This is a genomic window from Pseudomonas hunanensis, assembly GCF_013393325.1.
Taxonomy (GTDB): domain Bacteria; phylum Pseudomonadota; class Gammaproteobacteria; order Pseudomonadales; family Pseudomonadaceae; genus Aquipseudomonas; species Aquipseudomonas putida_P.
In genome coordinates this window covers 388939-409836 of record NZ_QJRC01000098.1, presented here as the reverse complement: position 1 = coordinate 409836, position 20898 = coordinate 388939, and the positions used below count along the sequence as shown (strand labels likewise).

The following is a 20898-nucleotide window of genomic DNA, read 5'->3' as shown; positions in this document are numbered from 1 at the left end:
ATGGCTATCGAGATCAAAGCCCCAACCTTCCCGGAATCGGTTGCCGATGGCACCGTTGCCACCTGGCACAAGAAGCCGGGCGAAGCCGTCAAGCGTGACGAGCTGATCGTCGACATCGAGACCGACAAGGTTGTCCTGGAAGTTCTGGCTACCGCCGATGGCGTGCTGGGCGACATCGTCAAGGGCGAGGGCGACACCGTCCTGTCCGACGAAGTGCTGGGTTCGATCGTTGAAGGCGGTGCTGCCGCCGCTCCAGCCGCAGCTGCCGCGCCTGCTGCTGCTCCGGCCGCTGCTGCCGCTGATGCTGGCGAAGATGACCCGGTTGCTGCCCCGGCCGCGCGCAAGCTGGCTGAAGAAAACGGCATCGACCTGGCTACCGTTGCCGGTACTGGCAAAGGCGGTCGCGTCACCAAGGAAGACGTGGTGGCTGCCGTTGCCAACAAGAAGTCGGCCCCTGCCGCTGCACCGGCTGCCAAGCCTGCTGCCGCTGCTGCACCGGTTGTCGTCGCCGCTGGCGACCGCACCGAGAAGCGCGTGCCGATGACTCGCCTGCGTGCCAAGATCGCCGAGCGTCTGGTCGAAGCCCAGTCGAACATGGCCATGCTGACCACCTTCAACGAAGTCGACATGACCGAAGTCATGGCCCTGCGTTCGAAGTACAAGGACCTGTTCGAGAAGACCCATAACGGCGTACGCCTGGGCTTCATGTCGTTCTTCGTCAAGGCCGCCACCGAAGCCCTGAAGCGCTTCCCGGCTGTCAACGCCTCGATCGACGGTAACGACATTGTCTACCACGGCTTCGCTGACGTGGGTGTTGCGGTTTCCAGCGACCGTGGCCTGGTGGTCCCGGTACTGCGCAACGCCGAGTCGATGAGCCTGGCTGAAATCGAAAACGGCATTGCCACCTTCGGCAAGAAAGCCCGTGACGGCAAACTGTCGATCGAAGAAATGACCGGCGGTACCTTCACCATCACCAACGGCGGTACCTTCGGTTCGATGATGTCGACCCCGATCGTCAACCCGCCGCAGGCCGCGATCCTCGGCATGCACAACATCATCCAGCGCCCGATGGCCGTCAATGGTCAGGTCGTGATTCGCCCGATGATGTACCTGGCACTGTCCTACGATCACCGCCTGATCGATGGTAAGGAAGCGGTAACCTTCCTGGTCACCATCAAGAACCTGCTGGAAGATCCGTCTCGCCTGCTGCTGGACATCTAACCCTCTGGCTGCGTACCGTGCCGGCCTTGGCTTCGCAAGAAGCCATGCCGCGCGGTTCGCGGCTTGTAGCTTGTAGCTGATAAGGAATCTTTTATGACCCAGAAATTCGACGTAGTGGTGATTGGTGCAGGTCCTGGCGGCTATGTGGCTGCCATCAAGGCTGCCCAACTTGGTCTGAAGACTGCCTGTATCGAGAAGTACACCGACGCCGAGGGCAAGCTGGCCCTGGGCGGCACCTGCCTGAACGTAGGTTGCATTCCTTCCAAGGCGCTGCTGGACAGCTCCTGGAAATACAAGGAAGCCAAAGAGAGCTTCAACGTCCACGGTATCTCCACTGGCGAAGTGAAGATGGACGTCGCCGCGATGGTTGGCCGCAAGGCTGGCATCGTCAAGAACCTGACCGGTGGCGTTGCCACCCTGTTCAAGGCCAACGGCGTTACTTCGATCCAGGGCCACGGCAAGCTGCTGGCTGGCAAAAAAGTCGAAGTCACCAAGGCTGACGGCACCACCGAAGTCATCGAAGCCGAGAACGTGATCCTGGCTTCCGGCTCGCGCCCGATCGACATTCCACCGGCCCCGGTCGACCAGAACGTCATCGTCGACTCCACCGGCGCCCTGGAATTCCAGACCGTACCGAAGCGCCTGGGCGTTATCGGTGCTGGCGTGATCGGCCTGGAGCTGGGTTCGGTATGGGCTCGTCTGGGTGCTGAAGTCACTGTCCTGGAAGCCCTGGACACCTTCCTGATGGCTGCCGACACCGCTGTGTCGAAAGAAGCCCAGAAGACCCTGACCAAGCAAGGCCTGGACATCAAGCTGGGCGCTCGCGTCACCGGCTCGAAAGTCAACGGCAACGAAGTCGAAGTCACCTACACCAACGCCGAAGGCGAGCAGAAGATCACCTTCGACAAGCTGATCGTCGCGGTCGGCCGTCGCCCGGTGACCACCGATCTGCTGGCTGCCGACAGCGGCGTGACCATCGACGAGCGTGGCTACATCTTCGTCGACGATCACTGTGCCACCAGCGTTCCGGGCGTGTTCGCCATCGGTGACGTGGTACGCGGCATGATGCTGGCCCACAAGGCGTCGGAAGAGGGCATCATGGTGGTCGAGCGCATCAAAGGCCACAAGGCCCAGATGAACTACGACCTGATCCCGTCGGTTATCTACACCCACCCGGAAATCGCATGGGTCGGCAAGACCGAACAGGCCTTGAAGGCCGAGGGCGTTGAGGTTAACGTGGGCACCTTCCCGTTCGCGGCCAGCGGCCGTGCGATGGCTGCCAACGACACCGGTGGTTTCGTCAAGGTCATCGCCGATGCCAAGACCGACCGCGTCCTGGGTGTACACGTGATTGGCCCATCGGCTGCCGAACTGGTGCAGCAGGGCGCAATCGCAATGGAATTCGGCACCAGTGCCGAGGATCTGGGCATGATGGTCTTCAGCCATCCGACCCTGTCCGAAGCGTTGCATGAAGCAGCGCTGGCAGTGAATGGCGGCGCCATTCACGTGGCCAACCGTAAGAAGCGTTAATTATAAGAAACCACGGCGGGCAGCCCGTCGTGAGTCTTGCGTGCATGACTCACCGCGGAACGTCCGCCGGACCGGATCACATGGGAAAACCCGGGGTCAACGGTCACAGGTGGTGCGGCGCCAGTAATGGCGCAGCGCCGAAGCGCAGTACCTAACGAAGACGGTAAAAAGCATGAATCTTCACGAGTATCAGGGTAAGCAGCTGTTCGCTGAATACGGCCTGCCAGTTTCCAAGGGTTTCGCAGTCGATACCCCTGAAGCTGCAGCAGAAGCTTGCGACAAGATCGGCGGTTCCGAGTGGGTTGTAAAAGCTCAGGTTCACGCGGGTGGTCGCGGCAAAGCGGGCGGCGTCAAGCTGGTTCGCAGCAAGGAAGACGCCAAGGCGTTCGCTGCGCAATGGTTGGGCAAGCGCCTGGTAACCTACCAGACCGATGCCAACGGTCAGCCAGTGACCAAGATCCTGGTCGAATCCTGCACTGACATCGCCAAAGAGCTGTACCTGGGCGCTGTAGTCGATCGCTCGAGCCGCCGTATCGTGTTCATGGCCTCCACCGAAGGTGGCGTGGACATCGAGAAAGTCGCTCACGAAACTCCTGAGAAGATCATCAAGGCTACTATCGATCCGCTGGTCGGCGCTCAGCCGTTCCAGGGTCGTGAACTGGCATTCCAGCTGGGTCTGGAAGGCAAGCAAGTTGCACAGTTCGCCAAGATTTTCGTAGGCCTGGCCAAGCTGTTCAAAGAACATGACCTGGCCCTGCTGGAAGTCAACCCGCTGGTCATCAAGGCCGACGGCGACCTGCACTGCCTGGATGCGAAGATCAACATCGACGCAAACGCCATGTACCGTCAGCCTAAGCTGAAAACCTTCCACGACCCGTCTCAGGACGACCCTCGTGAAGCCCACGCTGCCAGCTTCGAGCTGAACTACGTGGCCCTGGAAGGCAACATCGGCTGCATGGTCAACGGTGCTGGCCTGGCCATGGGTACCATGGACATCGTCAACCTGCACGGCGGCAAGCCGGCCAACTTCCTCGACGTTGGCGGTGGTGCTACCAAAGAGCGCGTTACCGAAGCGTTCAAGATCATTCTGTCCGACAGCAATGTCGCGGCCGTTCTGGTCAACATCTTCGGCGGCATCGTTCGCTGCGACATGATTGCCGAAGGCATCATCGGTGCAGTGAAAGAAGTCGGCGTTAAAGTTCCGGTTGTGGTTCGCCTCGAAGGCAACAACGCCGAACTGGGCGCTAAAGTACTGGCAGAAAGCGGTTTGAACATCATTGCGGCAACCAGCCTGACCGACGCTGCTCAACAAGTTGTCAAAGCTGCGGAGGGCAAGTAATGAGCGTCCTGATCAATAAAGACACCAAAGTCATCTGCCAGGGCTTCACCGGCTCGCAAGGTACTTTCCACTCCGAACAGGCCATCGCCTACGGCACCAAGATGGTCGGCGGCGTAACCCCAGGCAAGGGTGGCACCACCCACCTGGGCCTGCCGGTGTTCAACACCGTCAAGGAAGCCGTGGAAGCTACCGGCGCTGACGCTTCGGTCATCTACGTACCGGCTCCGTTCTGCAAAGACTCGATCCTGGAAGCTGCCTTCGGCGGCATCAAGCTGATCGTCTGCATCACCGAAGGCATTCCTACCCTGGACATGCTGGATGCCAAGGTCAAGTGCGACGAGCTGGGCGTGACCCTGATCGGCCCTAACTGCCCAGGTGTCATCACCCCGGGCGAGTGCAAGATCGGCATCATGCCAGGCCACATCCACCTGCCAGGCAAGGTCGGTATCGTTTCGCGTTCCGGCACCCTGACCTACGAAGCTGTGAAGCAGACCACCGACGCCGGCTTCGGCCAGTCGACCTGCGTCGGCATCGGCGGTGACCCGATCCCGGGCTCCAACTTCATCGACATCCTGAAGCTGTTCCAGGAAGACCCGAAGACCGAAGCGATCGTCATGATCGGTGAGATCGGCGGTTCGGCTGAAGAAGAAGCTGCGGCCTACATCAAGGCCCACGTGACCAAGCCAGTCGTTTCCTACATCGCTGGTGTTACCGCACCTGCGGGCAAGCGCATGGGCCACGCTGGCGCCATCATCTCCGGCGGCAAGGGCACTGCGGACGAGAAGTTCGCCGCCCTGCAGGACGCTGGTGTGAAGACCGTGCGTTCCCTGGCTGACATCGGCAAGGCCCTGGCCGAGCTGACTGGCTGGGAAGCCAAGAAGTAATACTGCTACACCCCCCACGCGCACAGAGGCCACCTTCGGGTGGCCTTTGTCGTTTCTGGGGGCATCACGGGCGGCGAGGAAACTTGATGAGTTTGATAGGAATTTTCGTACAGACGAAGTTTTTAAGTGGAGGATAATTCTTACTGTCTTCGGTCGCACAGACGACAAACATGTACGCACATCGGACAAGCAGCACTGTGCCAGTGCGTTTAACTGACAAAACAGTTACATTACGCGTTCACTCTGTGCCCGTACCCCAAAAGGGAACGACACGCTAAACGGGTCTGGCCTATCAAGCCGGGCAGCATTTCCCCTCATCCAAAGGGAAATCCCCTCTCGAATCCCGATTTCAGCAGTGTGGTACTACCTTAAATGAAAGTTCTCAAAGGCCAGGATATCCTGGCGCTTGGCTTTATGACGTTTGCGCTTTTCGTTGGCGCAGGCAATATCATCTTCCCGCCTATCGTCGGTCTGCAGTCTGGTCCGCACGTGTGGATGGCAGCCCTGGGCTTCCTGGTCACTGCCGTGGGCCTGCCAGTCATCACCGTGGTCGCGCTGGCCAAGGTCGGTGGCGGCATGGATGCCCTGAGCAGCCCGATCGGCAAGTTCTTCGGCGGCCTGCTGGCAGCCGTGTGCTACCTGTCGGTCGGTCCGCTGTTCGCCACCCCGCGCACCGCGACCGTGTCGTTCGAAGTGGGTGTTGCACCGCTGACCGGTGAAAGCCCGCTGGCGCTGTTCATCTACAGCCTGGTGTACTTCGCCGTGGTACTGGCCGTGTCCATGTACCCTGGCAAGTTGCTCGACACCGTGGGCCGCTTCCTGGCGCCGTTGAAGATCATCGCTCTGGCCGTGCTGGGCATCGCTGCCTTCGCGCTGCCGGCCGGGACCATTGGTGAGGCACAGCCTGCCTATGCTGCGGCTGCGTTCTCCAAGGGCTTCTCCGATGGCTACCTGACCATGGACACCCTGGGTGCCTTGGTGTTCGGTATCGTCATCGTCAACGCCATCCGCTCGCGCGGTGTCGAGTCGCCGAAGTTGATCACCCGCTACGCCATCATCGCCGGCCTGATCGCAGGTGTTGGCCTGGCGCTGGTGTATGTCAGCTTGTTCCGTCTGGGTGCCGGCAGCCATGACATCGCGGCTGATGCCACCAACGGTGCTGCGGTTCTGCATGCTTACGTGCAGCACACCTTCGGCTCGCTGGGCAGCGGCTTCCTGGCCGTATTGATCGCACTGGCCTGTCTGGTGACCGCGGTTGGCCTGACCTGTGCCTGCGCCGAGTATTTCAGCCAGATCCTGCCGCTGTCGTACCGTGCATTGGTGGTGATCCTGGCCGGCTTCTCGTTGCTGATCTCCAACCTTGGCCTGACCAAGCTGATCATGTTCTCGATCCCGGTGCTTACCGCCATTTACCCGCCTTGCATCGTGGTGGTTGGCCTGAGCTTCGTGAAGGACCTGTGGAACTCGCCGACCCGCATCCTGGCGCCGGTGATGCTGGTGTCGCTGGTGTTCGGCATGGTTGACGCAATCAAGGGCAGCAGCATTGCCCATGTGCTGCCGGACTTCATGGCGCATCTGCCGCTGAGCGACCAGGGCCTGGCCTGGCTTGTGCCTTCCGTGGTGACCCTGGTTGGCGCCGTGGCTTGCGACCGCATGCTCGGCAAGCCGCGCGAGGCGCTGGCCTGACCTGTTAAGTCGAAGCCTGAGGGCGGCACCGGCCACAAGCCGAAAGGTGCTCGCCAAGGGCCTAGGCAGAAAAGCCCCGTATCCGCAAGGATGCGGGGCTTTTTGTTTGCCGGCATGATCAGAGGAAAATTCAGGACGGTGTGTGCCTTTTGCCGCTTGCCAGCGTCGAAACCCGGTCCCTATTCTCTAGGCACCTGGCCCTCTCGGGAACCCTGCATGAACTTCATCCAAAGCAACCTCAACAACCTGCTGGCCGTGGCTTGGTTCGCCCTATGCTGGGGAGGTTATACCCGCTATGCCATCTGGAAGGGCCGTGACACCGCATGCCTGGCCAGCGTGCTGCACCTGTACCGTGAAGACTGGATGCGCCGCATGCTGCTGCGCGACAACCGCATTGCCGATGCCAGCGTAATCGGTAACCTCGAGCGCAACGCCTCGTTCTTTGCGTCCAGTACCCTGATCATTCTCGCCGGTATCCTTACCGTGCTTGGGGCGTCCGACCGGGCGCTGTCGTTGCTGGCCGACTTGCCGCTGGTGCAGCAGACCTCTCAAGGCATGTCGGAGATCAAGTTGCTGTGCCTGGCCACGGTGTTTGTCTACGCCTTCTTCACCTTCAGCTGGTGCATGCGCCAATACAACTTCGCCGCCGTACTGGTGGGTTCGGCACCGATGATCGGCGAGCGGCTGGTCAATGAGCTGGAGCGCAAGGCATTCGCTTCACGGGCGGCTCGGGTATTGTCGTTGGCAGCTAACCAATTCAACCTGGGTTTGCGTTCGTATTACTTCGGCATGGCGATGTTGAGTTGGTTCATCAGCCCATGGCTGTTCATGGCCATGAGTGTCGGGGTAGTGCTTATTCTGTACCGGCGAGAGTTCCATTCGGATGTGCTGGATGTGATGGTGTTCACACCTACCGAAAGTGTCACCAACGAGCCGGTCAAAGAAAGTACGGCTGCCAGCAACTGAAACGATTAATCCAAATGTTGTAGATACAAAAAAACCCGACAAAGTCGGGTTTTTTTGTTTTAGCCAATTACTGCTTGGCAGGTTCGGCTGGAGTAGCTTCTGGTGCCGGGGTGGCTGGCGCGGCTTCTGGAGCCGGAGTAGCCGGAGCGGCTTCTTCGGCAGCCTTCTGCTCGGCTTCGGCCTGATCTTTGGCGGCTTCGGCGTTTTCCTTAGCGGCTTCGTTCATTTTATCCTGAGCTTCGCCCGCTTTTTCCTGGGCTTGCTCGGCGTGTTGCTGTGCGTCCTGGGCTTTGTCTTCGCTCGCTTTATCGCAAGCGGCCAGGCCCATGGCAGCAGCCAGCATCAGAGCAAAAGCAAAAGGTTTACGCATGGGGGTGTTTCTCCTTGGTGGAATAAGTGACTTGTTCCTTCGAGTGCAACTACGCGGAATAAGTTCCGCGAAGGTTACAGATATATAACGCCGTGTTCTATATAGACTTTTTAACGAATTTATGCCGCTGCAGCGCAGCCAGTGGGAAGCGCCAATGAGTGATTCAACCTTGATGGCCATGGCCGAGCGTTTTCTTTCGGCATTGAAACATTGTCAGCTGTTGCAGATGCGCGTGGCGCAAGCCGATGGCGATGGCATGACCCTGATCCTGCCCTGGTCACCGGCCATTGTCGGCAACCCGCAAACCGGCGCCGTGCATGGCGGTGCGCTGACCACACTGATGGACACCACCTGCGGCATGGCCACGCTGTGCGTGCTGCCGCGCTTCGAAGTGTGCCCGACGCTGGACCTGCGCATCGACTACATGCACCCGGCCGAGGCCGGCAAGGACATCTACGGCCATGCACAATGCTATCGGGTTACCCGTGACGTGATCTTCACCCGTGGCACCGCCTATCAGGATGACCCCGCACAGCCAATCTGCCAGGTGGTGGGTACGTTCATGCGCCTGGGCCAGGAGATCAAGGGTGGCATCCGTTTCGGCAACAGCCTGAAGGAGGGCGAGGCATGATTCCGCATGCGGTTCGTCAGCAACTGAACGCTGCCCATGCGGTGGGCGACTACAGGCCATTGCTGGCGCTGATTCCCTATGCCGGGCTGATCGGCATCGAATGTGAACGCCAGGGCGATGACTTGTTGTTCCGCCTGCCCGCCAGTGCGGACAACATCGGCAACCCGTTATTGCCGGCCATCCATGGCGGCGTGATCGCCGGCTTCATGGAGTTGTCGGCAGCGCTGTACCTGCTGATCTACAGCGAGAGCGCCAGCATTCCAAAGATCATCGACTTTTCCATCGACTACCTGCGCGCCGGGCATTTTCGTGACACTTACGCCCAGTGCCAACTGTGGCGCCAGGGCCGCCGAGTGACCAACGTGGCCATTACCGCCTGGCAAGGCGACAAGCAGACGCCGATTGCCACAGCCCGTGCGCATTTCAAGATCGAACCGGAAAAGCCCTTGAAATCATCTGGGCAGCCCCCATCTGAATGACATCCGCCGTTAACGCTGGCCGAACTGGCCGCCAGGCGCCAACTGTCATCAGATCGGAGTTTCGAAGACCATGACTGTGGAAACACAAAAGGAAACGTTGGGCTTCCAGACTGAGGTGAAGCAGCTGCTGCACCTCATGATTCACTCGTTGTACTCCAACAAGGAAATCTTCCTGCGGGAGCTGATTTCCAACGCCTCCGACGCCGCTGACAAGCTGCGTTTCGAAGCCCTGGCCAAGCCAGAGCTGCTCGAAGGCGACGCCGACCTGAAAATTCGCCTGAGCTTCGACAAGGACGCCGGTACCGTGACCCTCGAGGACAACGGCATCGGCATGAGCCGCGAAGACGTCATCGCCCACCTGGGTACCATCGCCAAGTCCGGCACCGCCGACTTCATGAAGAACCTCACCGGTGACCAGAAGAAGGACTCGCACCTGATCGGTCAGTTCGGCGTGGGCTTCTACTCCGCGTTCATCGTTGCCGACAAGGTTGACGTGTACAGTCGCCGTGCTGGCCAGCCAGCGGCCGAGGGTGTGCACTGGTCGTCGAAAGGCGAGGGCGAGTTCGAAGTCGCCACCATCGACAAGCCACAGCGCGGCACCCGCATCGTCCTGCACCTGAAGAAGGACGAACTGGAATTCGCTGATGGCTGGCGCCTGCGCAACGTGGTCAAGAAATACTCCGACCACATCGCTCTGCCGATCCAGTTGCCCAAAGAGCAGGCTGGCGCTGAAGGTGAAGAACAGCCGGCCGAAGAGTGGGAAACCGTCAACCGCGCCAGCGCCCTGTGGACCCGTTCGCGCACCGAGGTGAAGGACGAGGAGTACCAGGAGTTCTACAAGCACATCGGCCATGACTTCGAAAACCCGCTGGCTTGGAGCCACAACAAGGTCGAAGGCAAGCTCGAATACAACTCGCTGCTGTACGTGCCGGCCCGTGCGCCGTTCGACCTGTACCAGCGCGAAGCACCGCGCGGCCTGAAGCTGTACGTGCAGCGTGTGTTCATCATGGACCAGGCCGAGTCGTTCCTGCCGCTGTACCTGCGCTTCATCAAGGGTGTGGTCGATTCCAACGACCTGTCGCTGAACGTGTCGCGTGAAATCCTGCAGAAAGACCCGATCATCGATTCGATGAAGACCGCGCTCACCAAGCGCGTGCTGGACATGCTGGAGAAACTGGCGAAGAACGAACCCGAGCAGTACAAGGGCTTCTGGAAGAACTTCGGCCAAGTGTTGAAAGAAGGCCCGGCCGAAGACTTCGCCAACAAGGAGAAAATCGCCGGCCTGCTGCGCTTCGCTTCCACCCAGGACGACAGCGGCGAGCAGAGCGTCGCCCTGGCCGACTACCTGGCCCGTGCGAAGGAAGGCCAGGACAAGATCTACTACCTCACCGGCGAGTCGTACGCGCAGGTCAAGAACAGCCCGCACCTGGAAGTCTTCCGCAAGAAAGGCATCGAAGTGCTGCTGCTGACCGACCGTATCGACGAGTGGCTGATGAGCTACCTCAATGAATTCGACGGCAAGGCCTTCGTTGACATCGCCCGTGGCGACCTGGACCTGGGCAAGCTGGATTCGGAAGAAGACAAGAAAGCCCAGGAAGAAGTCGCCAAGGACAAGGAAGGCCTGGTCGAGCGCCTGAAAGGCGCGCTGGGTGACAGCGTGGCCGAAGTGCGCGTGTCGCACCGCCTGACCGACTCGCCGGCAATCCTGGCCATTGGCGAGCAGGACCTGGGCCTGCAGATGCGTCAGATTCTGGAAGCCAGCGGGCAGAAGGTGCCGGAGTCCAAGCCGATCTTCGAGTTCAACCCGAGCCACCCGCTGATCGAGAAGTTGGACAACGAGCAGAGCGAAGACCGCTTCGCCGAGCTGTCGCACATCCTGTTCGATCAGGCGGCCCTGGCGGCCGGTGACAGCCTGAAGGACCCGGCGGCGTACGTTCGTCGCCTGAACAAGCTGCTGGTCGAGCTGTCTGCTTGAGTTGATGCACAGGAAAGCCCGCTTCGGCGGGCTTTTTTCATGGTGAGCTAAGGAGTGCTTGATGAGCAAGGTAATCGTCGAATCGTTGGTTTATCACCTGTCCGGCAAAACCTATGAAAGCCGCCTGGTCTATGAGCCAGGTGCGCTGCCGAAGCCCGGCCTGGTGATGGCGCCGAACTGGATGGGCATTGGTGAAGGCGCGGAGCGTATCGCCAAGGAAGTGGCCGAGAAGGGCTACGTGGTGTTGATTGCCGACCTGTACGGTCAATCGGTGCGCCCGTCCAACGCCGACGAGGCGGGTGCGGCGATGATGCCGTTGAAGAATGATCGCAGCGAGCTGCGCAAGCGCATGCAGGAAGCCCTGGCGCAGTTGCTGGGGCAGTCGAAGGCGCTACTGGAGCCGGGCAAGGTCGCAACCTTCGGCTTTTGCTTCGGTGGCTGCTGTGCGCTGGAGCTGGCGCGTACCGGCGCCGACCTGCGTGCGGCGGTGTCGTTCCACGGCACCCTGGACACGCCGAACCCGGAGGATGCCAAGCGCATCAAGGGCTCGGTGCTGGTGCTGCATGGCGCTGCCGACCCATTGGTGCCGAAAGAGCAGCTGCCGGCGTTCGAGGACGAGATGAACGCCGCCAAGGTGGACTGGCAGTTGCTGAGCTATGGCGGGGCAGTGCACTCGTTCACCGACCCGAATGCCAATGTGCCGGGTAAGATGCAGTACGACCGCCGTACCTCGGAGCGGGCGTTCCGGTCGATGCATAACCTGCTGACGGAAGTGTTCCAGCGTTGAGATCGCAGGGGGCCGTAACGCGGCCCCCAACATTACCGTGGCAGCTCGATCCTGGAGGTTTCCCCGGGCACCACTGGCCAATCCCTCGCCGCCCAGCGTGCCCTGGCCTGCTCGATCAGCTCCGGGTCACTGGCCACGAAGTTCCAGTTCATCCGCCGTGGACCATCCAGCGGCTCCCCGCCAATCAGCACCAGCTGGCACTCACCCTCCGCGTACAGTGTCACGTCTTCGCCCTCTGGCAGTACCACCAGGCTGCACGGCTCCACGTCCGCGTCGTTCATCTGCAACTCGCCATCCAGCAGGTACAGTGCTCGCTGCGCATGCTCGGTGGGTATCGGCAAGGTGGTTGCCGGCTGCATCCGTACATGGGCATAAAGGGTAGGGGAGAGCACCGGCACCGGTGACTCCAGGCAGAACCCGCTGCCTGCAATCATGCAGATGCGCACCCCCAGGCTGTCACTGACGGGCAGGCTCGCGGCCGGGTGATGGCTGTAGCTTGCCGGGCCTTGCTCATGCTCGCGCGGCGATGCCAGCCATACCTGCAGCCCATGCAGGCGCGAGCCATGGGCCAGGGCATCTTCTGGGGTGCGCTCGACGTGGGCCACGCCGCTGCCTGCGGTCATCCAGCTGACATCACCCGGCAGCACACGCTGTGCCGAGCCGAGGCTGTCCTTGTGCAGGATCGCCCCTTCAAACAGGTAGGTCAGGGTCGACAAGCCGATATGCGGGTGTTGGCGGATGTCCATGCCATGCCCGGCGGCATAGTCGGTTTCGAGCATATGGTCGAAGAACACGAACGGGCCGACGCTGCGGCACTGGGCCGAAGGCAGCGGGCGCAGGATCGGCTGGCCCTCGACCGATTCGGCGCGCGGGCGGATGATCAGGGGGCTGCTCATGGGGTGTGTTCCAGGCGAGGTGAGTGTGCACCCAGCATAGCGGTTTGCCCGCTTCGGCTGAACCGTCTCGTTTGCCGGCCGGTCTACTGTTTTCGTATTTGTAGAAGGAAGCAGCCCATGATTGCCAGAGCGCTGGCCTGCGTAATGTTGTCTGCCTCGCTTTGCCAGGCGGCACACGCGCGCGACTACCGCTACAGCGACGCCCACCTGCACTACGTCGACTTCTTTCAGGAAAGCGAAGGCATGCCGGCGTTGCTCAAGGCCATGGACGCCGCAGGCATCGAGCAGTCGATGATTTCCGGCATTCCAGTGGCCAAGAAATGGCACGAAGACGAACCCAAGCGCCCACGCTATTACGCCGGTGACGACGCCGATGCCTATTGGTACAGCGCCACCGACACCTATGTGGCAGCGGCCCTGGAGCAGTTGCCGATTGAGCAACGAAAACGCTTTCATCCGTTTTTGACCGGCTTCAACCCGGTGGACAAGAACGCTGTCAGCCACATCGAGCGCATGCTCGAAATGAACCCGGGGTTATGGCAGGGCATTGGCGAGGTGTTCACCCGCCACGATGACCTGACCGCGCTGACCAGTGGCGACACACCGCGCGCCAACAACGAGGCCATGACGCGTATCTACCATCTGGCGGCCGAGCGTGACCTGCCGGTGCTCCTGCATTCCAACATCACCTCCAAGCGCGAGCGCAACCCGCTGTACCTGGCGGAGATTGAAGAGCCGCTGCGCAATCACCCGCATACACGGTTCATCTGGGCGCATGCGGGCAGCAGCATGGAGATACACCGGCACCAGACGCAGATGGGTTTTCTGTTGCCGGTGCTCACGCGATTGCTGGAGGACTACCCGAACTTGTATGTCGACCTGTCGTGGAGTGTGCTGCAGCCTTATCTGCTGGATGACAAAGGCGTGCCGCGCAAGGAATGGCTGGCGCTGGTCGAGCGCTATCCAGAGCGGTTCATGCTGGGGTCGGATGTGGTGGGGCGGTTTGGCAGCCTGGGTGAGCAGATGCACGGGTTCAAGCCGTTTCTGGATGCCTTGCCGATAGAGGTGGCCAACAAAGTGGCCCGCGATAACTTTCTGGCTGTACTGCCCAGGCAGAAATGAGTGCGACAGGTTAAAAATAAAAACGCCCCGAACCAGTCGGGGCGTTTTCATTTACCGCAGCAGCGTCTTACTTGCCTTCCCAGCGCTTGAGCACCAGGGTGGCGTTTGTGCCGCCGAAGCCGAAGCTGTTGCTCATGACCGTGTCGATCTTGGCGTTTTCTTCGGTGTTACGCAGGATTGGCAGGTCGGCGACCTCTGGGTCCAGCTCATCGATGTTGGCGGAGCCGGCGATGAAGTTGTTTTCCATCATCAGCAGGCAGTAGATCGCCTCGTGCACACCGGCGGCGCCCAGCGAGTGGCCCGACAGGCTCTTGGTCGAGCTGATCTTCGGTGCCTTGTCGCCGAACACGGCGCGAACACCTTTGATCTCGGCCACGTCACCGACCGGAGTCGAAGTACCGTGGGTGTTCAGGTAGTCGATCGGGGTGTCGACGGTAGCCAGCGCCTGCTGCATGCAGCGGATGGCACCTTCGCCGCTCGGGGCAACCATGTCATAGCCGTCGGAAGTTGCACCGTAGCCAACGATTTCGGCGTAGATCTTGGCGCCACGGGCCAGGGCGTGTTCCAGCTCCTCGACCACCACCATGCCGCCGCCACCTGCGATGACGAAGCCATCACGGTCGGCGTCATAGGCGCGCGAAGCCAGTTCCGGGGTTTCGTTGCGTTTGGTCGACAGGGCGCCCATGGCATCGAACAGGAACGACTGGCTCCAGTGCTCTTCTTCACCACCACCGGCGAAGACGATGTCTTGCTTGCCCCACTGGATCTGCTCCAGGGCGGTGCCGATGCAGTGTGCCGAAGTGGCGCAGGCCGACGAGATCGAGTAGTTCAGGCCCTTGATCTTGAACGGAGTGGCCAGGCACGCCGAAACGGTGCTGCCCATGGTGCGGGTAACGCGGTACGGGCCGACGCGCTTGACGCCTTTCTCGCGCAGGGTGTCCAGCGCTTCCATCTGGTTCAGGGTCGAGGCGCCGCCGGAGCCAGCCACCAGGCCAGTACGCGGGTTGGAAACCTGCTCTTCGGTCAGGCCAGCGTCCTTGATCGCGTCCTGCATCGCCAGATAGGCGTAGGCCGCGGCGTGGCCGACGAAGCGGTAGACCTTGCGGTCGATCAGTTCTTCGAGGTTGAGGTCGATGGACCCGGAAACCTGGCTGCGCAGCCCCATTTCCTTGTATTCCGGGTTGAAACGGATACCCGGACGGCTGTTACGCAGGTTTTCGGTGACGGTCTCTTTGTCATTGCCCAGGCACGATACGATGCCCAGACCAGTGATAACGACGCGGCGCATGCGAATAACCCTTAGAAATTGTCAGTGGAGGTGAACACGCCGACCCGCAGGCCTTCGGCAGTGTAGATCTCGCGGCCGTCGACGCTGACCGAGCCATCGGCGATGGCCATGTTCAGCTTGCCCTTCAGGACGCGCTTGATGTGAATGTTGTAGGTGACTTTCTTGGCGCTAGGCAATACCTGGCCAAAGAACTTCACTTCGCCCGAACCCAGCGCGCGGCCACGGCCTGGCAGACCCTGCCAGCCCAGGAAGAAGCCGACCAGCTGCCACATGGCGTCAAGGCCCAGGCAGCCCGGCATGACCGGATCGCCTTCGAAATGGCAGGCGAAGAACCACAGGTCCGGGGTGATATCCAGCTCGGCGACCAATTCACCTTTGCCGTACTTGCCGCCTTCTTCGCTGATATGGGTGATGCGATCGACCATCAGCATGTTCGGCGCGGGCAGTTGCGCATTACCTGGGCCGAACAGCTCACCGCGACTGCAGCGCAGCAGGTCTTCCCGAGTAAAGGCGTGTTGTTTGGTCATGCGAGCTCCTCAATAACCCCCTGTGGCAGGGGATGAATCTTCCCGGCCGGCCCGAAAACCAATGGCTTCGAGACGGCAGCCTACAGGTAGACTATTGCGTTGTGGTGAAAGTCACAGCGCACCTGCCGAAAGAAGTACAGGTGTGCACTGAAACGTCTATTTTCAGGTCCGATGAAGGTCCTGTCCAGTGTTTAAGACTGCCGCACTTTAGCATTTATCGCCAGTCGCGGTTGTCCGACCGGGTAACCAGCGCTGCAGCACCCGCTGCAGTTCGGTGCGGCGCAAGGGTTTGCTCAGGTAGTCGTCCATGCCAGCCGCCATGCAACGCTCGCGGTCGCCCTGCAAGGCGTTGGCGGTCAGGGCGATGATCGGTAGCCCGGCGCCGTTGGGCAACTGGCGGATGCGCCGGGTGGCTTCATAGCCGTCCAGGTGTGGCAGGCGGCAATCCATCAGCACGGCGGCGAAGCGCTGCTGGCCAACCAGGTCGACCGCCTCAAGGCCATCCTCGGCCGTGCATACCGCAAGCCCCAGGCTGCGCAGCATGGCCTCGATGACGCTTTGGTTGACCGGGTTGTCCTCTACCAGCAGTACCTGATCATTGTCGGGCACTATCGTTGGCGCAGTGGTGGGCGGCTTCAGTGGGACGGGGGCAGGGGTGGCGAGGGCCAGTGGCATTTCCAGGGTGAAAGTCGACCCCAGGCCCTCACGGCTTTCACCGCGCAGCTTGCCGCCCATGCGCTCAGCCAAGGTGCGGGCGATCGAAAGCCCCAGCCCGGTGCCGCCATAACGGCGGGAAATCGAGCTGTCGGCCTGCTGGAAAGCGATGAACATCATTTCCAGGCGGTCGCTGTCGATGCCGATGCCGGTGTCGCGCACGCTGCAGGTCAGCCAGATCAGTTGCCGATCGAGTACCTGCCAACGTGCTTCGACCTGTACCTGCCCGCGTTCTGTGAATTTCAGGGCGTTGCCTATCAGGTTCAGCAGGATTTGGCGGATGCGCGTGGGGTCGCCGTTCACCTGCAGTTGCTCGAAGCCGGCCGGCAGTTCCAGGTGCAGGCCCAGGCCGCGCTGCTGGGCGCTGTGCTGGAACGACTGGACACTGCTGGTGATCAACTCGCCGAGATTGAAGTCGATGTGCTCCAGTTGCAGCGCGGCGCGCTCGATACGCGAAAAGTCGAGGATGTCGTTGATGACCTTCAGCAAATGCCCGGTGGACTCGCTGGCCACTGCCGTGTAATCGGCCTGCTCGCTGCTCAGCGGTGTGGTTTCCAGCAACTGCAGCATGCCTAGCACGCCATTCATCGGTGTGCGCAGTTCATGGCTCATCATGGCCAGGAAGTCCGATTTCGCGCGGTTGGCCTGTTCAGCCTCCTCGCGAGCCTGGATCAATTCGGCAATGGCCTGCTTCTGTTCATCGCTGGCCTGTTCCAGGGCGCTGGCCAGGTTGTTGATGTGACGCGCCAGGTGGCCCAGTTCGCTGTCGTCCACCACCGGCAAGGGGGTGTTGTACTCGCCCTGCTGAATGGCCTTGACCGCATGCCCCATGTCGCTGATCGGCTTGGCCAGGCTCAGGGCCAGGCGGCGAGCCAGCAAAAAGGTGAACAGCAGGGCGAACAGTGCAAGGATCCCGGCCTTGATCACGATTTCCTGTTGCCGCTGGCTGAAGGCATCATCGGACATGCCGACTATCACCCGGCCCAGGTAGTCGTCACCAATGGCCGGGGTGGTGGCCTTGCCCTGTTGCAGGAAATCGTTGTCCAGCCGGATCTGTTGCAGGCGGATGGGCGCCTGGAACACTTCTACCTGTTGTGCGCGGTTGGCGCTTTCGTCGGACTGCTCCACGTACACGAGGATGTGGTTGCGGCTGTCCTGCACCTCCAGAAAACGCACATGCGGGATGCTGAGGGTGGCGCGCATCAGCCCTTCAAGTACTTCGTTGTTGCCCGAAATCACCCCGTACTCCGACGCCGGTGCCAACTGGTTGGCGATCAGTTGCCCGGTGTGGTTGAGTTCCTGGCGCAGGTCCTGGATACGCACGAAGGTAAAGAAGCTGATCAACAGCAAGGTCAGCAGCAGGGCAGGGCCGAGGCTGATGATCTGGGTGCGGGTATGAATGTCCCAGCTCAAGCGCTTGGTCATGGGGTGGGGTCTCCTGCGGCCAGGGCCTTGGCGGCGGCGTTCGGATCGATCGGTTCAAGGCCCAGGGCGCGGGCCACCTGCTGGTTGCCACTGACGCCATAGCGTGTCGGGTACAGGCTGCGCGGCCAGCGCGCAGGCGGCTGATCGAGCAACTGGTCGAGCTCCGCCAGCCAGTCGTCCTGATCGCTGTAGGTGCTGGCCAGGGCGCCGGCGCGAACAAAACCGGCGTTCGGCCCGATCAGGGCCATCTGTCGACCATAGCTGCTCAGCAGCAGGTTCTTCGCGGTCTTGGAGTTGTACAGGTTGGGGTCGTCCAGGCCCAGCAGCACATCGCTGCTACCCAGCAGATGCTGCAGCGGCCGGCTGTCACGCGGGTCGGACCAGTCCTGGGCGATGATCTCCAGGCCCAGGGGGCGTGCGGCATGGCGCAACTCGTCGAGCAGAAAACTGCTGTGCTCACCGTACAACACCCCAATGCGCTGGGCCTGCGGCAGCAGGTAGCGCGTCAGGCGCAATTGCCGGCCCAACGGCGCGTCACTCCACAGCAAGGTGAGAAACGCGGGGCGCGACTTTCCCAGGCGCTGTTCAGCCTGTACCCGGCTGACCCGCATGGCCAGGGCCGGTGGGCCGGCGGTTTCGCCCAGCCGCCACTCCAGTGCGGAGCTGTCGAGCAGGATCAAACGCTGGTCGGCTTTGAGCTTGCTCGGGCGCGGCAGGTCGGCTGTGGTCTGGAAATGCACATGATCGTGGGGCCGACGGCTTTCCAGCGCGGCGACGAAACTGCGGATACCGGGCTGGTCCTCAGCCCCCACCAGCAGGATTTCACTGGCCGACAGTGGCCCCAGCGGCCACAGGCACAGCAGCAATAGGCGCAGCAACAGGGCCATCAGAACTCCAGCTCCGCGCTGACGCTCAGGCGGTGGCGGCTGTCGAAGCGGTTCTGGACTGCCGTGGTTGGCTCGTCGTCCAGGCGCTGCTGCCACAGCGCTGCCAGCTCCAGGTTGCTGCCATGCACTCGAAAGCGCTTGGCCAGGCGTAGGTCCAGGCGTTCATAGCGGTACTGGTTGAGAGCATCGTCGCCGTAGTAGAACAGTGCACTCGACCAGCCGGCACCCCATTCGCGCATCCACCCGGCCGAGCCGCTGTTGTGGGCGCTGAGGCGGCGGTCGTCGGGGTTGCTGGCCCAGGCATCGACGTAGGCGTAGGTCAGGCGCAGGCGGTCGCGCAGGGTCGGGCGCCAATCCAATTGTGCCTCGCTGCCGCTGAACCGGGCCTTGTTGGCGTTGCTGGCGATGTACTGGTTGTTCTTCAGCGGTTCACTGATCATGCCGGTGATCTCGTCGTAGAACAGCTTCACATCCATGTTCAAGCCAATGTCGCTGAAAAAGCCGTTGTAGCCCAGCTCGCGCGAGCGCATGCGTTCCTGGTCGAGGTCGCCGGGGCCACGGGTCTTGACGAAGTATTCACCGTGCTGCTGGCCGAACGCGTTGGTGCTGAGGTTCTTGACCGTGTAGCTCCAGTTGACGTTGTTCTCGAACATGTCGGGCGAGCGCACTGCCTCGGAATACACCGCACGCAGGCCATGGCGTGGGGTGATCAGGTAGTTGACCGCGACGCGTGGCGTCAGCGAGCTGCCAGACAGGCGCGAGTCTTCGAACATGGCCCCGCCCTGAAGGATCCAGTGCTCGTCGGCGCGCCACTCCAGCTGGCCAAACAGGCGCCAGGTCTGGTCGTCGAGGCTGCCGTTGAAGTAGGTCTGCGAGTCGGCACGGTCATAGCGGTAGTTCATGCCACTGAGCAGGCGAAGGCTGTCGGTCAGGCTCAGGGTATCCTGGATCTCCAGGTCGTAGCGGGTTTCGCGGGTGCTCTGGTCGACATCGCCGCAGACCGGCTGGTTGCCGCCGGCCTTCCATTGCTCCTGCACTTTGTTCGAGAGGGCACTCAACACTGGGTCGCTGGTCGTTGGCAGGTCGCCTAGGGCGACACCGCGCGCTACTTTTTCGGCAAAGTCGGGGTTCATTTGCCAGAGCTGGGTCAGTTCGGCGCTGAACGATTCTAGGGCATCACAGGCGCGCCATACCTGCTGGCGATCGAAATGCTGCGCCGAACCCTGAATATAGAGGCTGTGCTCGGAGCTGAAATCCTTGGTCCAGCGCAACGAGCCGGCATAGTCCTTGGCATTGACGTCTGCGTTGTTGCCTGCCTCGTACTTGGCGAACACCGGCTGATAGGTATAAGGCCGCTGGTTGCTACCTTCCTTTGCCGCCAGTTGCCATTCCAGGGTCTGGTCAACCGCCAGGTTGTGGCTGGCACTGAGGTTGAAGCGGGTCAGGCGGCGGCTGTCGCGGTAGTCCTGGCCGAACTGGTTTTCATCGAAGCCGTCGTCTTGCTGGCCCGACACCGACAGGCGCATGTCACCGCCGTCCCAGCCAAAGCCGTGGCTGGCGTAGAAATCGTTGATGCCATCCTGGCCGCGGGTCACCTTCAGCCGCGTGCCATGGCTGTCGGCGGGGTTGCGGGTGAGGATGTTCACCACCGCCATCAGGGCGTTGGCGCCGTAGCTGACGGTGTTTGGGCCGCGGAACACCTCGATGCGCTCGATATCCTCCATGGCCAGGGGAATGTCGCTCCAGTCCACCGTGGCCAGGCCTGCGCGGTACACCGAGCGGCCATCGATCAAAACCTGCATGCGGCGTGCGTCGTTGACGTTGCTGCCGTGGTAGTTGACCGTGGGCTGGTTGCCGGCACCGTAGCCGATCATCATGCCGGGTACCAGGCGCAGCAGCTCAGGGATGTCACGGGCACCGCTGGCGCGGATCAGCTCGCTGTCGAGGACCGTCATGCTGCCCGGGACCGCCGCCGGGGATTGTTTCAGGCGTGTGGCGGTCAGAACCTGTGGCAGGTCGGACGTGTCGATGAACAGGTCGTCGGCCACGGCTGGGCCACCGAGCAGGGCAGTCAGTATGAGCAGGCGCGGGTACGGGGGCGTGCCAGGGAACACGGAGCAGCCTTGTATCAGAGTTGAAACAGGCATGGTAACTGACCTTGGCGTATTTGC

General features: G+C 61.5%; 18 protein-coding genes. 11 read left to right on the top strand and 7 right to left on the bottom strand.

Translation table 11 applies throughout. The annotated features are described in order from the left end of the window. From odhB to DM807_RS23555, 6 genes are all read left to right on the top strand, one after another. A complete protein-coding gene (odhB, locus tag DM807_RS23580; protein WP_012273352.1) occupies window positions 1–1221 on the top strand; it encodes a 2-oxoglutarate dehydrogenase complex dihydrolipoyllysine-residue succinyltransferase in 1221 nt (406 codons plus the stop codon). 93 nt (window positions 1222–1314) lie between these two features. Beyond that, on the top strand, window positions 1315–2751 hold the full coding sequence (gene lpdA, locus DM807_RS23575) for a dihydrolipoyl dehydrogenase (protein ID WP_012273351.1): 1437 nt from the start codon (window positions 1315–1317) through the stop codon (window positions 2749–2751). A 172-nt stretch (window positions 2752–2923) separates the two neighbouring features. Then, window positions 2924–4090 carry an ADP-forming succinate--CoA ligase subunit beta gene (gene sucC / locus DM807_RS23570; protein ID WP_008091914.1) on the top strand — a complete coding sequence of 389 codons (1167 nt, stop codon included), beginning with the start codon at window positions 2924–2926 and terminating at the stop codon, window positions 4088–4090. After that, window positions 4090–4974, top strand: coding sequence for a succinate--CoA ligase subunit alpha (gene sucD / locus DM807_RS23565; RefSeq protein WP_003254203.1), 885 nt, complete (start codon window positions 4090–4092; stop codon window positions 4972–4974). The genes sucC and sucD overlap by 1 nt, the downstream gene beginning before the upstream one ends. Window positions 4975–5346: 372 nt before the next feature. After that, entirely contained in the window at window positions 5347–6660 is a 1314-nt protein-coding gene (brnQ, locus tag DM807_RS23560; protein WP_012273350.1) for a branched-chain amino acid transport system II carrier protein, read from the top strand. Window positions 6661–6876: 216 nt separating this feature from the next. Beyond that, window positions 6877–7626, top strand: coding sequence for a DUF599 domain-containing protein (locus tag DM807_RS23555; protein ID WP_012273349.1), 750 nt, complete (start codon window positions 6877–6879; stop codon window positions 7624–7626). 67 nt (window positions 7627–7693) lie between these two features. On the opposite strand, the gene DM807_RS23550 is transcribed toward DM807_RS23555, so the two are convergent. Next, the gene (locus DM807_RS23550) at window positions 7694–7996 is read right to left on the bottom strand and encodes a hypothetical protein (RefSeq protein WP_012273348.1); all 303 of its coding nucleotides are present in this window, start codon (window positions 7994–7996) and stop codon (window positions 7694–7696) included. A 154-nt stretch (window positions 7997–8150) separates the two neighbouring features. Between DM807_RS23550 and DM807_RS23545 the strand changes: the two genes are divergently transcribed. The 4 genes from DM807_RS23545 to DM807_RS23530 all read left to right on the top strand — a co-directional run bounded on the left by DM807_RS23545 (window position 8151) and on the right by DM807_RS23530 (window position 11868). Further along, window positions 8151–8627 (top strand): PaaI family thioesterase, encoded by a 477-nt coding sequence (locus DM807_RS23545; RefSeq protein WP_012273347.1) that lies wholly within the window; start codon window positions 8151–8153, stop codon window positions 8625–8627. Continuing rightward, window positions 8624–9106 carry a PaaI family thioesterase gene (locus DM807_RS23540; protein ID WP_012273346.1) on the top strand — a complete coding sequence of 161 codons (483 nt, stop codon included), beginning with the start codon at window positions 8624–8626 and terminating at the stop codon, window positions 9104–9106. The genes DM807_RS23545 and DM807_RS23540 overlap by 4 nt, the downstream gene beginning before the upstream one ends. Before the next feature lie 70 nt (window positions 9107–9176). Continuing rightward, window positions 9177–11081, top strand: coding sequence for a molecular chaperone HtpG (htpG, locus tag DM807_RS23535; protein WP_012273345.1), 1905 nt, complete (start codon window positions 9177–9179; stop codon window positions 11079–11081). 61 nt (window positions 11082–11142) lie between these two features. Continuing rightward, complete coding sequence (locus DM807_RS23530) at window positions 11143–11868, top strand: dienelactone hydrolase family protein (RefSeq protein WP_012273344.1); 726 nt, start codon at window positions 11143–11145, stop codon at window positions 11866–11868. Window positions 11869–11900: 32 nt separating this feature from the next. Here DM807_RS23530 and DM807_RS23525 read toward each other — a convergent pair whose 3' ends face one another. After that, window positions 11901–12764: a pirin family protein gene (locus DM807_RS23525; RefSeq protein ID WP_060493835.1), complete on the bottom strand. Its 864-nt coding sequence runs from the start codon at window positions 12762–12764 to the stop codon at window positions 11901–11903. A 117-nt stretch (window positions 12765–12881) separates the two neighbouring features. Here DM807_RS23525 and DM807_RS23520 point away from each other — a divergent pair, with 117 nt between their 5' ends. After that, on the top strand, window positions 12882–13886 hold the full coding sequence (locus DM807_RS23520) for an amidohydrolase family protein (RefSeq protein ID WP_060514477.1): 1005 nt from the start codon (window positions 12882–12884) through the stop codon (window positions 13884–13886). A gap of 67 nt (window positions 13887–13953) precedes the next feature. On the opposite strand, the gene fabB is transcribed toward DM807_RS23520, so the two are convergent. The 5 genes from fabB to DM807_RS23495 form a co-directional block, all read right to left on the bottom strand. Next, window positions 13954–15174, bottom strand: coding sequence for a beta-ketoacyl-ACP synthase I (fabB, locus tag DM807_RS23515; RefSeq protein ID WP_012273341.1), 1221 nt, complete (start codon window positions 15172–15174; stop codon window positions 13954–13956). An 11-nt stretch (window positions 15175–15185) separates the two neighbouring features. After that, entirely contained in the window at window positions 15186–15701 is a 516-nt protein-coding gene (fabA, locus tag DM807_RS23510; protein WP_012273340.1) for a 3-hydroxyacyl-[acyl-carrier-protein] dehydratase FabA, read from the bottom strand. 207 nt (window positions 15702–15908) lie between these two features. Next, on the bottom strand, window positions 15909–17840 hold the full coding sequence (locus DM807_RS23505; protein ID WP_012273339.1) for an ATP-binding protein: 1932 nt from the start codon (window positions 17838–17840) through the stop codon (window positions 15909–15911). Beyond that, window positions 17837–18727: an ABC transporter substrate-binding protein gene (locus tag DM807_RS23500; protein WP_012273338.1), complete on the bottom strand. Its 891-nt coding sequence runs from the start codon at window positions 18725–18727 to the stop codon at window positions 17837–17839. Before DM807_RS23500 ends, DM807_RS23505 begins: the two co-directional genes overlap by 4 nt. Next, window positions 18727–20874: a TonB-dependent receptor plug domain-containing protein gene (locus DM807_RS23495; protein ID WP_179027978.1), complete on the bottom strand. Its 2148-nt coding sequence runs from the start codon at window positions 20872–20874 to the stop codon at window positions 18727–18729. The genes DM807_RS23500 and DM807_RS23495 overlap by 1 nt, the downstream gene beginning before the upstream one ends. Window positions 20875–20898: the final 24 nt, after the last annotated feature.